Source organism: uncultured Kordia sp., assembly GCF_947489565.1.
Taxonomy (GTDB): Bacteria; Bacteroidota; Bacteroidia; order Flavobacteriales; family Flavobacteriaceae; genus Kordia.
In genome coordinates, this window is the sequence record NZ_CANLEA010000015.1 from 16112 (window position 1) to 39501 (window position 23390).

Annotated in this window: 4 protein-coding genes; all 4 read left to right on the top strand. The window is 34.9% G+C overall.

Annotated features, from left to right (window positions below; translation table 11 throughout):
* The first annotated feature begins 49 nt into the window (after positions 1-49).
* Positions 50-1672, top strand: a complete 1623-nt coding sequence (locus Q0845_RS19165) for a sodium:alanine symporter family protein (RefSeq protein WP_298516670.1) — start codon at positions 50-52, stop codon at positions 1670-1672.
* A gap of 505 nt (positions 1673-2177) precedes the next feature.
* A complete protein-coding gene (locus Q0845_RS19170) occupies positions 2178-3923 on the top strand; it encodes a carbamoyltransferase N-terminal domain-containing protein (protein WP_298516672.1) in 1746 nt (581 codons plus the stop codon).
* A 38-nt stretch (positions 3924-3961) separates the two neighbouring features.
* A complete protein-coding gene (locus Q0845_RS19175) occupies positions 3962-17050 on the top strand; it encodes a non-ribosomal peptide synthetase (protein ID WP_298516674.1) in 13089 nt (4362 codons plus the stop codon).
* 38 nt (positions 17051-17088) lie between these two features.
* Positions 17089-23382 carry a non-ribosomal peptide synthetase gene (locus tag Q0845_RS19180; protein WP_298516676.1) on the top strand — a complete coding sequence of 2098 codons (6294 nt, stop codon included), beginning with the start codon at positions 17089-17091 and terminating at the stop codon, positions 23380-23382.
* Positions 23383-23390: the final 8 nt, after the last annotated feature.

The following is a 23390-nucleotide window of genomic DNA, read 5'->3' on the forward strand; positions in this document are numbered from 1 at the left end:
TTTAAATATTATTTTTATATTGCTCAATATTCAAAATTAAACTTCATTCATGAAAAAAAGTAAAACTATTCTATCGCTACTGCTCGGTTTATGCTATTCGATAAGTGCTTTTTCACAAGACACAACTGTTGTTGAGGAAAAAGGAATTGATGAAAAAATTAATGACTTCTTTGTACCAATTACCGAAAAATGGGAAAGTATTGTACTTTGGGAAGTACCAGGGATAGAAATTCCTCTAGTAGTAGTTTTACTAGTACTTGGAGCTATATTTTTTACGGTAGCTTTTGGATTTATCAACTTTAGAAAAGTTCCTTTAGCAATAAATGTAGTAAGAGGAAAGTATGACGAATTAGATCATGCTTCAGCTGATGAAAAAGCGCAAGTGAATGTAGTTGATGGAGATATTCCTGATACGATTAGAGATGAAAGTGAAGGAGAGGTTTCTCATTTCCAGGCGCTTACAACAGCAGTTTCAGGAACAGTTGGTTTAGGAAATATTGCGGGTGTTGCTTTGGCAATTGCGATTGGAGGACCAGGAGCAACATTTTGGATGATTGTCTGTGGACTTTTTAGTATGGCGACTAAGTTTGTGGAATGTACACTTGGTGTAAAATATAGAGATGTAGGAGAAGATGGAGCTGTATATGGAGGACCAATGTATTACTTATCAAAAGGTCTTGCAGAAAGAAACATGAAAGGCTTTGGTAAAGTATTAGCGATTGTTTTTGCAGTATTATGTGTTGGAGCTTCTTTTGGAGGAGGAAACGCAGTACAATCAAATCAAGCAGCAGAACAGATCGCAAATGTTTTAGGAATTCAGGGTGGTTCTACAGGATTTATAATCGGAATTATATTTGCAATGGTAGTAGGAGTTGTTATTATTGGAGGAATTAAAAGAATTGCTTCTGTAACAGAAAAAATAGTACCATTCATGGCAGGTATTTATGCTTTAGCATGTTTGATCGTAATTTTTGCGAACATCTCATACATTGATGATGCTTTCGGATTAATTTTTGAAGGAGCCTTTACACCAGAAGCTGGACTCGGAGGTTTATTTGGAGTGTTAATTATAGGATTCAGAAGAGCAGTATTCTCTAACGAAGCAGGAGCTGGTTCTGCAGCAATTGCACACTCTGCTGTAAAAACAAAATATCCTGCTAGTGAAGGAATTGTAGCTTTACTAGAACCATTTATAGATACCGTACTTATTTGTACAATGACTGCCTTAGTAATTATATTCTACAACAGTGGAGATGTTTTTGCGTATGGTGGAGACGGATTAGGAACTGTAATTGTTGAAGGTCAAGCAGTAGGAGGTGTTAATTTAACCTCAATGGCTTTTGAATCTGTAATTCCTTGGTTCCCATATGTACTTGCAGTAGCAGTAGTATTATTTGCAATATCTACGATGATTTCTTGGTCATACTACGGTTTACAAGCTTGGAAATATGTTTTCGGAAGAGGAAAGAAAACAGAAATGGTATATAAAGTACTATTCCTATTATCAACAGTAGTTGGAGCTTCGATGTCTATGGGAGCAGTATTTGCTTTCTCTGATGCGATGATACTAGCATTAGTATTCCCTAATATGATAGGATTACTAATACTATTCCCGAAAGTAAGGGAAGAATTGACGCGATATATGACCGCGATAAAAAAGTCAAAAGAATAATAAATAATATAATCTAAATAAGAAATTACAATAACTATCTAATTCAATTAGGTAGTTATTGTAGTAATATAAAAGAACATAATTCTTTAAAAAATTAAATAGTTAGGCGAATATTTTTCCTACCTGTTTTATACGAAGCGTTTATGTTCAACGTTATCTAATAGTAAATCTATTTTAAACGAAGAGCGCCTATGTTTCTAAGTAAATAAGTAAAATCTAGATAAGATAATACCCTAAAAAACTATTTCAGGTTTGAGTCACACTTCGTGCTCTTAAATTTCCCCCTATTACATACATATAATATCAACAAAATGAATGTGTTGATATGAATCGATTTGCCTTATTCATCTAAGGTAAAACATGTGCAATTATGTTTTTAAAACAAAATTGTATGCAACGCATTGAAGACATACTGCTAAAATCAGTGATTGTTCTTCAATGATATAAAAATGGTGAAGCATACTAAAAAAGGAAGCTTCATAAACAGTATAGTAAAAAGAGAAATATGATTTTTTGTGGTATAAAAATAACGCATGACGGCGGTATAGCGCTTATAGAAAATAATGAACTTATTTTCAGTATAGAACTTGAAAAAGTAAATAATAATAACAGATATGCAGGAATTACGGATCTTTCCGAAATAGAAGAATTACTGCAATCAAAAGGATATGCCATAGATCAAATAGATCATTTCATCATTGATGGCTGGCATATTGATAGAACTCAAAATACAAAACCAGAACACTCTGTAATTGAAACGCAGTCGTCTGGAAAACCAATTTCACTTCCTGTTGCAACATACAATGAAGAAAGTCTCAAAGAAGACAACTTAAAAGCAACCATTTTTCCAAACGGATTACCTGTAAATAATAAAAACTATACCTACAGCAGCTACAAACATGTTGCAGGACATATACTAAGCGCGTATTGTGCAAGTCCTTTTGCAGCGAAAAAAGAAGATAGCTATGTATTGGTTTGGGATGGCGGACAATATCCACGATTGTATTATGTAAATGCCAATACGAAGAAGGTAGAAAACAAAGGAACACTCTTCTTTTTGACAGGAACCATCTATGGAATAATGGGACATTATTTTGGACCTTATAAGAAAAGTGAAGAAGAACGTCTAGAAGATCAACGACAAATGACGCTTAATGGTTTCTTTGGCGGATTGTCAATTGCAGGTAAAATAATGTCGTATATGGGCGAAGGGCAAATCAACCAAGAATTATTAAATGCTTTGCCTCGACTTTACAAAACGACTTTAGAAATCTCCTTATTCTTTGAGCATAAATTTTGTGCAGCCATCAAAGAATTCACAAAACATATGTCTTGTACAGATGCAGATGTATTACTTACAATACATACATTTTTAGAACATATGATCATCGAAAAACTAGCAGGGAAACTGAAAAAAGATGCATATGCAAAAGCGAATCTTTGTTTTGCGGGTGGTTCTGCTTTAAACATAAAATGGAACAGTGCCATAAGAGCTACAAACTTATTCAACGATGTATTTGTGCCACCATTCCCAAACGATTCCGGAAGTGCCATCGGAATGGCTTGTGCAGGAATGTGGGAACATACAACACATTCACATATTGAATGGCATCCGTATTTAGGACCAGATATAAAAGAGAGTGAAGTGCCAGAAGGTTGGACAGAAACAGCTTGTAATTTAGAAGATTTAGCAGCATTACTACATCATAAAAATGAACCTGTAGTATTTTTAAGCGGATGTGCCGAAATAGGTCCAAGAGCTTTAGGAAATCGAAGTCTAATCGCTGCTGCAACCTCGCCAAATATGAAGGCTTGTTTGAATATGGTCAAAAAACGCGAACCTTTTCGTCCAGTGGCTCCAATTTGTCTGTCGGAAGATGCTGAGACAGTATTTGATCCTGGTTGCGAAGATCCGTACATGCTATTTAATCATGATGTACGAGAAGATTGGAAAAATAAAGTGCCTACAATATGTCACGTTGATGGCTCTGCAAGGTTACAAACTGTAGGACCAGATTGCGCTTCAAAGGAAATTAGAAGTTTATTAGAAGCGTACAAAAAAATAAGTGGAATTCCATTGTTATGTAATACGAGTGCCAATTACAACGGAAAAGGCTTTTTTGCAGATGTAAAAACAGCGTGTGAATGGGGAAAACTAAACTATGTGTGGAATAATAACATCCTATACACAAAAATACAGCATCCTAATATTTTCCGAATTGATGAAGTATTGGAAAATAGTAATTCTTAAAAATAGTGTTTTAAAATATCAATAGTAGTTGTGTGAATATGAAGTCTCTATTAGATACATTATACAAATTAGGAGTTCGTTTAGAAATACAGGATAACGACCTAAAAATTAAAGCTCCACAAGGTGTAGTAACATCTTCTCATATACAAGAAATAAAAAAGTATAAAGAAGATTTAATTACATTATTGAGTGCTGAAAATACTTCAAAGATTCCCAAAGCTCCAACACAAGCTTTTTATCCTTTGACATCAGCTCAAAAACGTATTTGGATGCTGAGTCAATTCAACAATGCAAATACAGCTTATAACATCGTTGTAGCCTATCAAATGGAAGGCATGTTGAATAAAGAAGCCTTAGAAAAAGCTTTTCAATATGTTATTGACCGACATGATAGTTTGCGAACATCTTTTGTAGAAAAAGACGGAGAAGTATTTCAGCAAATTACACCAGCAGGACAAAACACTTTTGAAATAGAATACATAGATGAAACGACTGCTACAATTGAAAATATAGCTCCGTTTTATGAATTTGATTTAGACATCTCAATTGCTCCTTTATTGGGCGCGCGTCTTCTCAAAATATCCGAAACCAAACATATACTCATAGCTGTATTGCATCACAGTATTGGCGATGGTTGGTCTATGGAAGTTTTCTCCAGAGAATTGGTCATTGCGTATAATGCGCATTGTACATCAAAACCTGTAGAACTTCCAACGTTAGCAATTCAATATCCAGATTATGCAGTTTGGAAAAACCAATCTGAAAACACTGAAAATCATAAAAAAGCAGCAACATATTGGTTCAACAAATTTCAAGGAGAACTTCCATCACTACAATTACCTAGCTTTACAAAGCGTCCCGCAGTAAAGACATACAATGGAAAAACGAATCATTTCAAATTTTCAAGCGAATTCCATCAGACTTTAACTCAGTTCTCAAAAGATCAAAATGTTACTTTATTTGTGACGCTATTAGCTGGAATCAATGCGTTTCTATATCGATATACAGATCAAGATGATATTATTTTAGGAACACCAGTAGCTGGAAGAGAACATCCAGACTTACAAAACCAAATAGGTCTTTTTATCAATACAATTGCAATTCGTACACAAATTGCATCAAACGATAATTTCACCAAAATAGTACAACGTGCAAGAGAAAATATTTTTGAAGCATACGAGCATCAATCGTATCCATTTGACGAATTAATAGAGAAGCTTCAGTTAAAAAGAGATGTATCTCGCTCGGCATTATTTGATGTAATGGTAGTATTGCAAAGTCAATCGCAATTACAAGCAGTCGCAACCGATAATTTCTTTAAAGGATTAGAAACAAAACCACATCAGGTAGATTCTAATGTAGCAATGTTTGATCTTAGTTTCGTTTTTGCAGAAACAGAAGAGTTAAAATTGACATTAAATTACAATGCAGATATCTATGAAACTTCTTTTATTGACAGATTTCTTGAACATTTTGAAAGCTTCATGCGTAAAATCATTACAACGGAAGTGGCAACACCAATTCGTCAAGTAAATTATCTTTCAACAAAAGAAATAGAAACACAATTAACGAATTACAATGCAACAAGTGAGTCGTATCCAAAAAACAAAACACTAGTTGATATATTTCAAGATCAAGTACATAAATGTCCAAATGCAATCGCTGTAGTATTTGAAGGAAATGCGCTTACGTACAAAGAATTAAATGAAACATCAAATCAGCTAGCACACTATTTAAAAGAAACCTACAATCCGCAGCCAGATGATGTTATCGCAATACTGTTAGATCGTAGCGAGTGGCTTATCATTTCAATATTAGGAATTCTAAAAGCAGACGCGGCATATGTGCCAATGGCAGTAGAATATCCGAAAAATAGAATAGACTATATCTGTGCAGATGCAGCATGTAAAGCTGTGATTGACAGAGAAGAATTGACTGTTTTTAAAGAGAAGGCAGCTGCTTATAACAATACACTTCCAACGCAAGCAATTCGCCCAGAAAATTTAGCGTATACCATTTATACTTCTGGAACTACAGGAAATCCAAAAGGCGTCATGATTACACATAAAAACTGTGTAAATATCATGTCTTACTTTAACAAAGAAGTACACAATATTTCGCTAACCTGTAAATCAATTTTTGATGTTTCTGTAAAGGAAATATTCACAGCACTTACGTCTGGAAGTACTTTATATATAGCAAAAGAAGAAACCACTTTTGATCCTGAAGCTTACGCCAAATTTCTATATAAAAATCAAATATCATACAGTTATCTTCATCCCATGCATGTGCATCTTATTGCAAAAACATTGGATTCTTATGAAGAAATCTTTCTGAAAAAAATCATTCTTGGAGTAGAACCTATCAAACCAGAAATGGTTGCTTGGTATCTGTCCAAAAATATAAAAGTCATCAATGCATATGGACCTTCAGAAACGACGGTTTGTGCTACTGCGTATGAAGTTAGCAGTATAGATGCCATTAAAACACCAAATATTCCTATCGGGAAACCTATTGCCAATTATCAAGTATATATTGTAGATAGTGTATACAATACTTTACAACCAGATGGTATTTTGGGAGAATTATGTATTTCGGGTGATGGAGTTGGAAAAGGATATATAAATCAACCAGAATTAACTGCTCAAAAATTCATTCCGCATCCTTTTATAGAAGCTGAAATTTTATACAAAACAGGAGATTTAGCTAGAAAACTTCCTGATGGAAATATTGAATTTATAGGCAGAAGTGATCGACAAATTAAAATTCGTGGTCACAGAATCGAATTAGGAGAAATAGAAGCGGCAATTACAAACATAAACACTATTGAAGTTGCCTATGTAGATGTTCAATTACATCAAAACGAAAAACACTTAGTCGCTTATTATATAAGTACTAAAAAGCTGCTTAAAGAAGAAATTCGCAAGCATTTACAAACGCAAGTGCTAGACTATATGCTTCCTAGTTTCTACATGGAAATTCCAAAGTTGCCACTAACGGTCAATGGAAAAATAGATCGAAAAAAGTTGTCAGCAATAGATTTGGACGACATGATACAGGCGGAATATATACTGCCAAGTACAGCCATGGAAAAAGAATTGGTGGCGATTTGGAAGCAAGTATTGGGAACGCAACAGATTGGAATTACGAATAATTTCTTTGAATTGGGCGGACACAGTATGAAAGCCATGCAACTGGTAAATCATATAAATACTGCCTTTGAGAGCGATTTACACATGCGTGATGTGTTTCTGTATCCAACGATAGCAAGCATTTCAGAACAAATAGCTCAAAAGAATACGATTCAAGTACTACCAGCAGCATTCAAACCGAATTATGCGCTCTCAAACATTCAGCAACAAATTTGGATAGAAAGTCAAATTCCAGAAGGCTCAAAAGCCTATCACATGCCGTTTGTCATTGAATTATCAGGGAAATATGAATTGGATGTTTTGCACGCAGCGATGGATTGTATGATTGAACGTCATGAAATCTTAAGAACCGTTTTTAGAAAAGATGATCAAGAAACGGTCAAACAATGGATTTTAGGCGCCAAAGAAATTACTCGTAGCTATGACTTTTTTGACTGCACAAATCGAGAAGATGCGCATGCTTTCGTGAAAACATATGTGGACGATGAGAACGATAAAATATTCAACTTAGCAGAAGGTCCATTACTACATTATACGTTGTTTGATATGCCAGCGGATAAAAGTATTTTTTATCTAAAACTGCATCATATCATTGCCGATGGTTGGTCCATTCAAGTATTGCTAAAAGAATTATTTGATCACTACGAAGCACTGAAAAACAACAAAACGATTTCATTATCTCCATTATCATTGCAATACAAAGACTATGCGGAATGGGAAAAAACAGTGACTTCAGAAGCTGCCTTAAGTACACATGAAAAGTTTTGGAAAGAAACTCTTTCGGGAGTTTTGCCTGTCATTGATTTGCCAAGAACAAAAGTGCGTCCAAAAATCAAAACTTATAACGGAGCAATTTTTGAAACTTCACTATCCGTGACAACGTCAAAAGAACTTCACGTATTTTCAAGAGCGCATGAAGGAAGTGTATTTATGACTTTATTGACAATTTGGAAAGTCTTACTGTATAAGTATACGGGAACACAAGACATCATTGTGGGAAGTCCAGTTGCAACAAGGAAAACAAAAGCACTCGAAGATCAAATTGGACCGTATATCAACACAATTGCTTTACGAAATACAATTACGCCTGAGAAAAACTTTGAAGAATTATACACGTCTGTAAAAGACAATACCTTGGCTGCTTTTACTTATGAAGAATATCCTTTAGATGTTTTAGTAAAAAAAATGAACATCAAAAGAGATCACAGTCGAAGCCCAATTTTCGATATTTTATTTACATCGCAAAATGTGCAATCTTCAATAGTGAGCAATGCCATTCCTTCGGAAGATGAAATTATATACAGAGACAATGTATCCTCTAAGTTTGACTTAAATCTAAGCTTTTACGAAAGTGAAGATGCTATTGTTTTAGGATTAAATTTCAATCCAGACATCTATGAAGCAAACACAATTCACCAACTTTTAAGTCATTACAAAACACTTATTCCAAAGCTACTTCATAACCAGCAAGTTTCTATAGCAGCGTTGTCAATACTGTCTGACACAGAGCAACAAAACTATATCAATGCTTCGCAAAGCAAAGAAGTTTCCATTGATCAGAATGATACTATCGTAGGAAGTTTTCAAAATATCGTTCGAAAATATCCAGAGAATATTGCCATACAAACACCAAACAGAAAAGTTACATATCGTGAATTAGATACAGTAAGCAATCAATTTGCACACTATCTAAAGCAACACTATAAAATTACTTCTAGACAAGGTATTGTCGTAAAACTAGAAAGGGACGAATGGTTTTTTGTAACCATCATGAGTATCTTAAAAACAGGATCTTATTTCATTCCGGTGGACGTAGATTTTCCTGAAAAAAGAATCGATTATATCTTAAAAAATAGTGGAAGTTCTCTCTGTATTGACGCTGCTTTTATAACAACATTTACGGAGCAACAAGATACATACAGTAAAGATTTTGAAACCACTGAAATAGATGCCAATACTACATGCTACAGCATTTATACTTCAGGAACTACAGGAAATCCAAAAGGTGTTTTAATTCCGCACAAAGCGGTTGTAAACTATGCAAATTGGTTTATTTCCTCAAACAATATAACAGAAAATGATAGTTCTATCGTGCTTTCTAGTTTGGCATTTGACCTTATCTATACGAGCGTATTTCCGTGTATTCTGTCTGGTGCGACTCTTTTTGTGCCGCCAACAGGACAAACCAAGAACATTATTGAAATTACAAATTTTATAGCGGAACATGGAATTACATATCTGAAAATCACGCCGTCTTATTTAAATGTTTTTCTAGATATTTCTGAGAATATTCTAACGCGAGATGCCAAATTAAGATTGATTGTTAGTGGAGGAGAATCGCCGATACGAAGTGATGTTGAAAAAATTGTCCATTCTGGAATTCATATGTTAAACCATTATGGTCCTACAGAAGCGACTATCGGAACCTGTACACATTTGGTAACGCCAGAAAATTTAGCTGCTTTTGTAGAAAATCCAGTCATTGGAAAACCGATTTTCGGGAACTATATATATGTGCTCGATGCTTCATTACAATTAGTTCCGAATGGAGTTATGGGCGAATTATATATTGGAGGGAACGGACTGGCAAAAGGCTATTTAGATGCCGAAGAAACAAACCTAAAGTTCATTGCAGATCCATATAGAGCCGACAATAGAATCTATAAAACAGGTGATTACGGAAAAATTCTTCTTGATGGAACGATTCAGTTTTTAGGTAGAAAAGACAAGCAACTAAAAATCAATGGTTACAGAATTGAAACGCAAGAAATAAAAAGTTTATTGCTAGCGCATGACGCCATTACCAACGCACACATTGCAGTTGTTGAAAAGGACGGACAACAATTGCTTATTGCTTTTGTTGTGGGAACAATTGCAGATACCAACAAAATTAAAGAATATTTAGGTCAATATTTGCCAGCGTATATGTTGCCAAGACAAGCGTATGTATTTAATGAATTTCCGATGAATGAAAACGGAAAAATCATTGAAGAAACGTTGTTGGAAAGTATTGATATTACACAAGAAAACACAACCAATTATGTGCCGCCAAGCTCTGAAATAGAGAAAATGTTGGCAACGATTTGGCAAGACGTTTTAGGAGCTAAACCCATAGGAATTAAAGATGTATTCTTTGAATTAGGAGGCGATTCCATCAAAGCAATTCAAATATTATCGAGAGTAGGAGAACAAGGATTTACGTTTGATTTGACAGATATTTTAAAATATCCAACCATCGAACAATTGGGATCATTCGTAAGAGTTAAAAAAAGGAAAATTCCTCAAAATCAGGTTTTTGGAGAAGTTTCCTTAAGTCCAATTCAACAGCGATTCTTAAGCAATGAAGAAAATATTCCGCATTTCTTTAACTATTCATTCCTATACGAAAGCAAACTTCCGTTAGAAGAAAAAAAGGTTCAAAAAGCCTTTGAACTTCTATCCGAACATCATGATATTTTAAGAGTACAATTTTCCAAGTCAACTACAGAATGGAAACAAATCATACAAACACAGGCTGTATATGATTTTTATAAGTTTGAATCGACTTCGGAAGAGTTTGTATTCGAAAAATCACAATATGTGCAGGAGCAAATTAAAGTGACAGATACTTTGATTGGATTGGCACTTTTTAAAGATCACGAAAAATCATTGCTCTTCTTTACATTCCATCATCTAATTATCGATATAATTTCATGGTACAGTCTAAAAGAAGATTTTGAAAACATATACCAAAGTTTACACAACAACACAGCCGTTGCATTGCCTCAAAAAACAGATTCATATGCGTATTGGGTGCAACAACAACTAGCAAAAATACAAACCAAACAATTCCAAAAAGACAGTGACTATTGGAAGCAATTTGAAAAAGAATTACATACACCAATATTCAAAAACACAACGGAATTCATAAATACATTTGAACATCAAGAAGTTGCTTCGTTCCAATTTTCAAAAGAAGAAACATTGTTGTTCCAAGAATTACCACAAAAAAAATACAACATCAACATCGAAGAAGTACTCATAACAGGATTGTTAGATGCTTTTTCGAAAACGTTTGATACACACGAACTTCTCATAGATGTAGAAAGTCATGGAAGGCACGAAACATTAGAAGCTACCGATATCAGTCGTACTGTAGGATGGTTTACGTCCATCTATCCTGTGCAATTGCAAAACCATAGCACATTACGTGAACGCATCATTCACACGAAAGAAGTATTGCGAAAAGTACCCAACAAAGGAACGAGCTTCGGAATGTATAAATACTTGTCAAATACAACACAAGAATTCATACAACCACAACTACGCATTAACTATATCGGAAATATTGATGCAAGCGCTGTAGAAGAAGGTTTTTTAATCATGAAACCTAGCGTGCATCCAATTGCAGAAAAACGTACGCGCGATTATATCATTGATGTACAAGCACGCATACAAAATGGAGAATTGCATGTACAATGCTTCTATCCAAAAGATTTTCTTGCAGCAACAACCATAGAAAAACTGTTGACTGCTTATGCGCAAGAATGTCACGAAATCGTAGCGCATTGTCAAACCTTAAAAAAGCAAAAATACACACCATCTGATTTTACATTTTCAGACTTCAATATAGCGGAAATGGAAGCTTCAAACATCTTTGAAGACAACAATGTGGTTGATGTATTGCCGATGAGTTTGCTGCAAAAAGGAATCTTCTATCATTACCAAAGAAACACAAGTAGTAAAGCCTATTTTGAACAGAAAAACTTCAAACTCAGAGGAAACTTTAATGCAAATCAAGTTGCAGAAGCTTTTCAAGTAGTACTCGATAAATATTCTATTTTAAGAACGTCTTTTTCAGATGATATTGGCGGCGATTTGTTGCAAATTGTAAAAGGAAATCAGAAACTAAATTTCAACTATCACGATGTCTCTGAGGTTTCGGAAGAAGTCAGAAACGAAACTCTAAAAACCATTAAAGACCAAGACATTAAAGATGGTTTTGATATAGAAAAAGATACGCTAATACGTCTCAATGTCTTCAAACTTGCACCTTCTATTTTTGAATTTTGTTTGAGTCACCATCACATTCTGTTTGATGGTTGGTGTAATGGATTAATATTTAGCGACTTCTTTAAAGCTTATATTCAGCTACAGCAAGGTGTTGTAATTGACATTGGAAGCGAAATTCCGTTTTCTAACTATATCAATTGGTTGACAAAAAGAGACAATTCGGAAGCAGTTACGTATTGGAAGGAACTATTATTTGACTATGACAAAGGCGTCAAAGTTCCGTATGAAAAAAATATAATAGTGGAAGATGCGAGCAAACTACACGATCGCTATTCATTCCATATCACAGAAGAAGAAACCATTGCTTTACAACGTTTGGCAAATACGAATCGTGTTACCTTAAATACCTTGATTTCTGGAATTTGGGGAATGCTCTTAGCAAAATATAACGACACAAAAGATGTGGTTTTTGGAGCGGTAGTTTCTGGAAGACCAGGAGATTTACAACATGTGGAAAGTATGGTTGGTTTATTCATCAATACGATTCCTGTACGTGTGCGATTTGAAGAAGAATCCTTTGAAAATGTCGTAAAAGATCATCAACAATTTTGGATCGATTCACAAGCGCATCAATATTTGCAATTATCTGAAATTCAAGCGAATTCTCAGTTGAAAGATCGTTTAATCAATCACTTATACGTATTTGAAAACTATCCAAGTCTCAGTTCTTTGAACGAAAACAAAAAGAATTTAGACTTTGAATTTTTAGATTTTGAAGTGTACGAACAATCCAATTACAACTTTGCAATGATTGTCATGCCGGGAGCGGAATTGCATTTCGGATTTTCATACGATGCCAATTTATTTGAAACACAAGACTTGCAAAAAATTGAAAGTCACCTCAAAAATTGCATCCAACAAATCATAAAAAATCCAACGCTTTCTATTTCAGATATTGATATTATCACACCAAAGGAAAAAGAAGTATTGCTTTCCGATTTCAAAGGCTTTGAAGAAGAACGAAACGAAGCAGATACATTGGTGTCGCTGATTCACAAACATGCAATAGAATTGCCAAATCATGCCGCTGTGATTGATCATGAAGATGCACTTTCATACACAGAATTAGATCAGTTTTCTTCCAAAATTGCCAATTATCTCATTGAGAATAATATCCCGAAAGGAAAAAACATTGGAATACTCTATCACAAATCAACTACCTACATCGGACTGATTCTAGGAATCTTAAAAGCAGGTTGCGCGTATGTACCATTAGATATAAACTGGCCTCAAAAACGAAAAAAAGAAGTACTAGATCAGGCTGAAGTTCCTTTAATATTCATTGGGACTTCCGAAATACCAACGGCAAATATATTGCAATGGGAATGTTCTGAATTAAATACCTATGCATGTGTTGACAACGACGATCCGTACGCGATCCTAGAAAATGAAAGTCCGTTAATGTCGCAGGAATTATGGAATCACATCGCAAGCACAGCTACAGATGCTATTGAAGCAGGAGGTTGGGTGAGTAGTTTTACAGGATTGCCGTTTTCTGAACTAGAAATGAACGAATATTCAGAAAATGTACTGCAAAGAGTGCGTCCATATCTCAACAAAAACAAGCGTGTACTTGAAATTGGTTGTGCTTCAGGAATTACCATGTTTGCCGTAGCGCCGCATGTAAAAGAATATATAGGATTGGATATTTCTTCGGAAGTCATTCAAAAAAATAGAGAAAAAATACAACGAGAAGGAATCCTAAATGTCTCTTGCTATGTAAAAGGCGCGGCAGATATTGATGCACTTGACTTAGGAACCTTTGATATTGTCATTATCAATAGTGTGATACAATGTTTTCCTGGATTGAATTATTTACGTGATATTCTTGCAAAAGCTTGTTCAATTGTTGCCAAAGATGGAATGTTGTTTTTAGGCGATATCATGAATCATGATACAAAGCAAACCATGTTGGAAGATCTTCTAATGTATCAACAAGCACATCCTAATGTAAAAACGAAACTTGCATTTGATACCGAACTCTTTGTTGCACCAGCCTTTTTCCTTGATTATGTTGCTCAAAATCAATTGCCAATAAAACCGATTGTTTGTGGTAAAATACATTCCATCGCCAACGAATTGACAACCTATCGCTATGATGTTATTTATGAAATGGGCGAGGAGCATGCGCTTCCAAGTAGTTATACTTTGAAACAACAGCATGGAAAAAATGTTATTGAACAACAATCTATTGAAAGTTGCTACAGAGAAGTTTCTGCGGAAGCAGCAGCATACATGATTTTTACTTCGGGAACTACTGGAAAATCAAAAGGAGTTAGTGTAGCACATAAAAGCATTATCAACACCTTAAAATGGCGCGAACGTGTATACGAATTCACAAACGAAGACAATATCTTAAGCATTCCATCTTTTCACTTTGATGCTTCTGTAGAAGATATATTTGGTGCGCTAATTGTAGGCGCAACACTGTGCATTCCAGATCAAAACAAAACACTAGAAACAGCCTATCTTTCAAACTTCATACAAGACCAAAAAGTCACGAACTTTATTGCAGTTCCAACATTTTATGAAGTATTGGTGAACGATTTACAAGACAAATCACTCAACCTAAAATCCATTACTGTAGCTGGAGAAGCATTGACACAAAGTGTGTTGGAGAAGCATTACGAACTATTGCCAGCCGTTAAACTATTCAACGAATACGGACCTACGGAAACCTCTGTTTGCGCTACGTATAAAGAAATGTTGCCTTCTTCAATAATATCGATTGGAAAACCGATTGATAATATGGAGATTCTCATTTTAGATTCAGATCACAAATTATTACCCGTAGGAATTGCAGGAGAAATAGCGATTGGCGGTGTTGGTGTTTCGCTTGGATATTATAATGACGTAGAAAAGACAGAGCAAAAATTCATTGCGCATCCGTACAAAACTGGAGAAATTATCTATAAAACAGGCGATTTAGGAAAATGGTTGCCAAATGGAGAACTTGAATTTTTAGGTAGAAACGATCACCAAGTTAAAATACGAGGTTTTAGAGTTGAACTTACGGAAATAGAAGCTGTTTTAGAAACACATCTGCTCATACGAAGAGCTGTAGTTTCAAACAATGACGATCGTTTGTTGGCATTTGTAGAACTTACAGACGCTGAATCGTTGGATGCAGATACGATTCTGAATTATGCAGCAAGCCGTTTGCCATCCTATATGATTCCTTCAAAAATAGAAATTATAGATGCGATTCCGCTGACTCCAAATAACAAGATTGATCGTAAAAAAATCAAGACTTTCTCGCTAAAAACGAATCAGAATGCGGTAGCAAATCTACCAGAAACGGAAAAAGAACAAATTTTAGCGAGCGTATGGAAAGAAGTATTGAATATTGCTCATGACATTTCAGTCGATGATAATTTTTATGATCTTGGTGGAGATTCTATAAAATCGATGTTGGTCGTTTCTAAACTAAAAAAACAGCAATATCACATCAGTGTGACCAATGTATTAATGGCGCCAACATTAAAAGATCAAGCATTAAAACTCGCGTTAAAAGATGCTACAAATGCGCAACATCAAATTAATATAACGTCAGCATTATTGCCGATTCAATCGGAATTTGTAAATCAATTCGGAACGATTCCTTCGCAATTCAATTTGGCAATCGCGTTGGTAAATGAAGATACAAATGATCGATGGTTGCCAGATGCAGTTCAAGAAATACTGCGTGTATTAATGCAGCAACATGATGCGTTGCAACGAAATTTTAAACAAGAAGACGATCAGTGGTATATGCAGTATGATGCTACCATAGAAGCTGAAAAACCATTATATATTGACTGTCGTAATGGAAAAGGAAGCTTGGAAAACATGCATGCAATAGCGACTGAAAAGTTGCACCAAGCCATGGATGTTCAAAATGGTCCTTTAGTAAAAGCTGCGATCTTTGATTTTGAAGAAGAAAGTCGCTTAGTGATTGTGATTCATCATTTTGTCATTGATGTTATTTCTTGGAGAGTTCTGATCAAAGATTTCTTAAAACTAAAAGCGCTACAACTCGAAGAAAAAGTAGTGAAACTCGAAGATAAAAAATATCCTTACGGGAATTGGGTTCAGGAATTAACAGCATATGGAAACAGTCATGTATTCCAGAAAGAACATGCGTATTGGGAAGACATAGCTACACAAGAAACAACACATATCGTTCCCGATTTTCCTAACGGCGATCGTTCAACATTACACCAAACATCAGCAGCAATTACAGTATCTGCTTCAAAAACAGAGCGTTTATTAGCAGAAGCGAACAAAATGTATGCGTGTAGAACGGACGATATCATGCTTTCGATTTTCGGAATGGCACTGAAAAAAGTTTTCAATGCTGATAGTACCAAAATTCACATGGAAAGTCATGGTAGAGCAGAACTAAATGAAACCATCGACATCAATGAAACGATTGGTTGGTTTACCTGTAAATATCCTGTGATTTTGACGCCTCAATATGATTTGGAACAAACGCTCATTCACACCAAAGAAGCCTTGCGTAAAATACCAAACTTAGGAATTGGCTATGGAATTTACCGTGATTTAATACAATCAACAGCGAAGCAAGAAGACATTACAATCATGTACAATAATTTGGGAAGTTTTGATACTGAATCAGAGCAAATGTCGTACAATAAAATTTCAGTTTCCCAAGAGTATACGGGAGAAGGCATTTCGGAAGACAGTCCAATTAGTTACGATTTGTACATACGAACGGTAACGGTGAATGGAGAAATTCAAATGACCATTAATTACAATAAAACCCGATTCCGTACAGAAACAATTCATACACTTAAAAGCGCAATTACGGAGCTTTTAGAACAAGTAATACATTTAGTAGAACAAACAGAAAATGTGGTGATTACACCAAGTGATTTAGGAGAAAATGATCTGAGTTTAGACGAGTTTGAAGCACTCTTTTAAAAACAGAAAATGAAGCAAGAAGAAAAATATAAAAATACATGTTACACAAAGAAAATATAAAACGAATCTTTAAATGTTCACCGATGCAAAAAGGAATGTTCTTTTTGCACAAGCTGAATCCGTCATCAAAACAGCATATCGTACAATATTGTTTTGATTTAAAAGGAGATATACAGTCTGCTAATTTTAAAGAAGCTTTTCATGATGTTTGCAAAAGATACGATGTTTTGCGAACCATTTTTGTCCAAAAAACAACCGATTATCCAATTCAAATTGTATTAAAAGAAATTGAATTAGATTTTACATATACAGACATAACAACGGCGAATGTAACGAGTACGAGAAAGGAACTTCTAGAAGCAGATTTAGAAAAAGGATTTCAAATTGACAAAAAACCATGTGTACGTTTGCAACTTGTCAAAGAAGGAACAGCTTCGTATGCGTGTATTTTTACATTTCATCACATTATCATGGACGGATGGTGCAACAGCATCATTATCAATGATTTCATGATGTTTTATGCAGCGAGAACACTACAACTAGAAGTTCCTCAAAAGCCAGTGCCAAACTACGAATCGTACATACAATGGCTGGAAAAACAAGATACTGAAGAAGCTGCAAAATTTTGGAAAGACTATTTAAGCGAATATCAAAATCAGCTTAAAATTCCGTTTCTAAAAACACACAATGAACTTCCATACCAATTTGCAAATCATACGGTTTCGCTAGGAACGGAACTTACGGAACATATTGAATTCATCGCCAAAGAAAATGATGTCACTATCAATGCGGTATGTCAATTATTATGGGCAATTGTACTGGCAAAAATCAACGATGTTTCAGATGTAGTATTTGGTGTAGTTTCTTCGGGAAGACCACCAGAAGTAACAGATTCAGATAAAATATTAGGACTCTTCATCAATACGATTCCAATTCGAATTTCTTGGGATGAAGACACGACAATCCGCGAAGTATTAAAGCAATCGTTTGAAAAAATAAATACAATTCAAGAGTACAGTTATCTACAATTAGCGGACATACAAAAACAATCAGAGCAATCTAGAAATTTAATTGATCATATCTTCATTTTTGAAAACTATCCGAAAAACATTGAAGATGTATCCAAAGCCGACGAGTTAAAAGCGTTGGATTTACGTCTAGAAAATACGCAGGTTTTTGATCAGACAAACTATCATTTTAATATCATCGCGAAGAAAAATGAACAAGTTGAATTTAAGTTTTTATACAATGCTTCGCTGATTTCGGTAACAGACATTGACATTATTGGAGATTATCTAAAAAATGTAATGCAGCAAATTGCTGAAGACCAAAATAATAAAGTAAACGGTATTTCTTTAGCTATAGACAAGCATTTGGCCGTAGTTAAAGGCGAATCACACGAAATTCACCAAGAATCTTTAGTCAGTTATTGGAATGAAAGTGTGCAAAAATATGGAACTCGTGTAGCAGTTACGCATGACAATCAGGAATTTACCTATCAGGAAATGGATCAATTGTCAGACGCTTTCGCGGGATTTTTACATAAAAACCACACCATTCAACACGGCGATCGCGTAGTAGTTGCTCTAGAAAGATCAGAGCGAATGCTCATTGCAATTTGGAGTATTTTAAAACTAGGAGCTACCGTTGTGCCGCTAGATGTGAACTATCCTGAAGCTAGAAAAGACTATATTCTGCAAGATTCAAAAGCAACTTGTATTATTGACGAATCTATGATGGAAACTTGGCAGAGTTCTCAAGAAACATTCACAGAAAATAAAGCTATTTTTACGAGTCCACATCGCACTTCCATCTGTTATATCATCTATACTTCGGGAACCACAGGAAAACCAAATGGTACGATGTTGACGCATGAAAACATGATGAACTTAGTCGATTTCCATGACGCAACAACCATTCAACTTTCAAAAGTATTGCAGTTTGCACCTTTGGTATTTGATGTTTCCTTTCAAGAAATATTTGCAACACATCTCAGAGGAGGAAATCTATTCTTAATTCACGAAAGCTTACGATACAACGTAGAAAAACTATTTCAATTTGTAGAAAAACAGCAAATAGAAACGCTATTTCTCCCAACATCGTATCTAAAATACATCAGCAATTCCAAAGAAGTATTACAAACATTTCCAAGCTGTGTAAATGACATTGTTGTTGCAGGAGAACGTTTAATTATCAACGCAAATCTAAAAGAATTCCTTTTCAGTAGAAACATCCAATTGCACAATCATTATGGACCTTCAGAAACGCATGTAGTTACAGCGATGACGGTAGATACTGCAACGGTAATTGAAAAAATTCCTTCCATAGGAACGCCAATTCAAAATACAGCGATTCATATCATCTCTAAGACGAATCAAATTCAAGCAAAAGGTGCAGTCGGACAAGTATTGGTAAGCGGAAAATCTGTTGGAAATGGATATGTGAATAATGATGAGTTGACTCAGAAAAAATTCGTGACGATTGATGGAAACATCTATTACAAAACGGGCGACAAAGCCTATATTCATTCCGATAATTCCATTCACTATTTAGGAAGAATAGACGATCAAATAAAATACAGAGGTTACCGAATTGAATTGGATGAAATTGCTGCGACAATCTTACAAAATAACACGGTAAAAGAAGCTGTAGTCATTCTCCATGAAGAATCGGCTTCGGTACAAAAACTAATCGCTTTCATCATAGCAGATGATGCTTTTGAGATGTCAACGCTCATGGCACATATAAACAATCATTTGCCACACTATATGATTCCTACGTCCATCATACGTCAGGATGCATTTCCGATGACACATAATGGTAAAGTTGACAAAAGAAAGCTCTACAGTGACTATACTTCCAACATTGTTACAAACGCAGCAACGGAAGTGCGCACACAAGAAGAAGAGAAAATTATAAGTATCTGGAAAGATATTTTAAAAATAAATGAACTTTCGCTGTATGATAACTTTTTAAACCTTGGCGGACATAGCTTGCAGTTTATACAACTCGCAGGAAGGTATTCCAAGCATTTTAAAGTAACGGTTTCTTTTAGAGAATTATTTCTGAATGCGACTGTAAAAGCACATGCCGAATTAATCATTTCCAAAGCAACGGGCGAACAGCAATCACAAATTCCGAAAGCAGCAATTCAAGAAACGTATCCGTTAAGTTCAGCGCAATTACGTATGTGGACGCTAAGTCAGTTTGAAAATGCAGACAGAGCACACAATATTGTACAAGCTTTTGAATTTTCTGGAGAATTACAACATGCGATTTTAGAAAAAGCAATTGCAAAAGTAGTAGCGCGACATGAAATTTTGAGAACACAATTCATAATTGATCAAGAAAATAATGTTCGTCAAAAATTTCATTCCATTGCAGAATTTCAACACGATCTTACTTTTACAAATGAAGCCACACTTTCAGAGGTAAATACGATTATTGAAGAAAAATATACAACTGTATTCGATTTGCAAAAAGGACCATTGTGGAATGTAACGATTGCAAAAGTATCCGAACAGCAACACATTCTCATACTCACCATTCATCACATCATTTGCGATGGTTGGTCAATGAAAATTTTAGCAAAAGAAGTACTGACAAACTACCATGATTTACTGCACAAAAGTAAACAAGAAGCGTTGCCAGAACTTTCAATTCAATACAAAGACTATGTGGCTTGGCTCAACATGCCAAACCAAGAACAACAAATACAAAAAGAAGAAGCGTATTGGTTGGACAAATTCAAAGGTGAAATTCCACATATCAAATTTCCGACCTCAAAAAAACGTCCTGCGCTCAAAACATACAATGGCGATAGTGTTTCGACGAGTTTTTCCAAAGAACTCTCAGAAAGTATCAAACATTACGTAGCTAAAAGTGAATCTACACTTTTTATGACATTACTAGCTGGTGTAAATTCGTTATTGTATCGATACACAAATGAAACGGACATCATTGTAGGAACACCAACTGCGGGAAGAATACATGAGCAATTGGAAGATCAACTAGGATTGTATTTAAATACGTTGGCGATACGTACACAATTTGATAAAGAAATCAATTTTGCTGCTTTAACAAATCTTGTAAAAGACGAATTATCAAAAACATATTCGCATCAATTATATCCTTTTGACAAACTGGTAGACAAGTTAAAATTGGCAAGAGATTTAAGCAGATCGCCATTATTTGACATCTTAGTTGTGTTGCAAAACTTCCAAAATACCATTGTTAAGGAAAAGCATCAAGACTCAGGACTTACGGTGACTACATACGCTGGAAACGCTCGAAAACTCAGTATGTTCGATTTAAAATTTGTGTTTCAAGAGCATAATAATAGAATTCATTTATTATTAGAATTCAATGCAGATATCTATGCGAAAGCTCAAATTCAAAAAGTTCTATCGCATCTAGAAATATTGTTGCAACAGGCAATCCAACAACCTAAAATTCCAATCAACGAATTACGCTATTTATCAGCGTCAGAAGCGGAAATCATCTTAACGACTTCCGAAATACAAACAGAAACACCAAATGAAAGCATTGTAAGTATATTTAAAAATACAGTACAAAAATTTGGAAGCGAAACAGCTTTGGTTGGTGAAGAAAAGCAATTTACATATGAGGAGTTGAATGCTATGTCGGATGAATTTTCGAAGTATTTAAAAACAGCACATTCCATTCGTCCAGAAAGTACAATTGCACTACAATTAGAACGCAGTGAATGGGTTTTTGTCGCAATGTTAAGTGTCTTAAAACTAGGTTGTGCTTTTGTTCCTATTGCCATAGATGCACCAAGTGAACGTACAAAATACATGCTAGAAGATAGTGCGTGTGTACTTACGATTGATGCGTCTGTTATTCAAGATTTTGAGTTGAAAGAATTTGAAAGTGAGATGATTACATTGCCTGAGATTTCTAGTGATATGAGAGCGTATATCATTTATACATCTGGAACTACAGGAAAACCAAAAGGAGTGCAAATTCCACACAAAGCGGTAGCAAACTATAGTAATTGGCTCAAAAATGCACATAACATTACAGCAGGCGATAGTTCTATGGTACTTTCGTCACACACATTCGATTTAATATACACAAGTGTATTTGGTTGCTTACTTTCGGGAGCAACATTACATGTGCCACCAGAAGACTTAATCCGTGACTTAAGCGGAGTTTCAAAATACGTTATGGAACACAAAATTACGTTTTTGAAAATCACTCCAATGTACTTAAATGTATTATTAAACGTACGAGGAAATATTTTGAAAGCCTCTACTTTAAGACTTATTGTTTGTGGTGGAGAAAAGCCGATAGTGAACGATGTACGAAGAACAATTGCGGCAGGAAAAACATTTGTAAATCATTACGGACCTACAGAAACAACCATTGGAGTTTGTGTACATACCGTAACAAAAGAAAATCTAAAAGAATTTGAAGAAAATATTGTCATAGGAAAACCTGTAGCGAACATGCAGCTTCTAATTTTGGATGAAAAACAACAATTATGCGGAGATAATATTATTGGGGAACTCTGTATTTCAGGGCCACAATTATCAGATGGATATTTGAATTTACCAGCACTCACGGAAGAAAAATTCGTGCAACATTCAAAATTGAGCAAAAGAATTTTTAGAACTGGCGATTTAGGGAAAAGATTACCTAATGGAACGATTGTATGCATTGGACGAAAAGACAATCAAATTAAAATAAGAGGATACAGAGTAGAATTAGAAGAAGTAGAACAAGCGCTGGCAGCAGAAAAACAACTCATTCAAAAAGCGGCAGTATTGGTAAAAGAACGGAAAGGTCAGCAAGTTTTAGTTGCTTTTATAGTACCACAAGAGGAAAGTGTGAATGAAGAAGCACTGAAAACTGTATTGAAGAAAAATCTGCCTGATTATATGTTGCCAGAATATTTTGTAAGCTTGAACGAAATGCCATTGAATGCGAATGGTAAAGTGGACAAAAAAGTACTGCAAACCAAAGATATAACGAATGATACAGCTCCGAAAAATATTGTTGAAGCTAGCAATCATACCGAACAAATATTGGTAGACTTAATCAAAAAAGAATTGGGTGTTGAAAAAATATCAATCAAGGATAGTTTCTTTGACTTAGGCGCAAATTCTATCTTACTGATCAAACTAGTATATGATATTAATTCTGCATTAAATATTGACTTAAAACTACCAACCATATTTCAATATCCAACAGTGGAAAGTCTCGCAGCAGCAATTAATACTTCTGAAGAAGAAGCAACCAATAAATTATTAGAAAGAGTAGAAGAAAGTGTCGTAGATGATGATGTGTATGATATGTTTGAAGAATAACTTTTTTA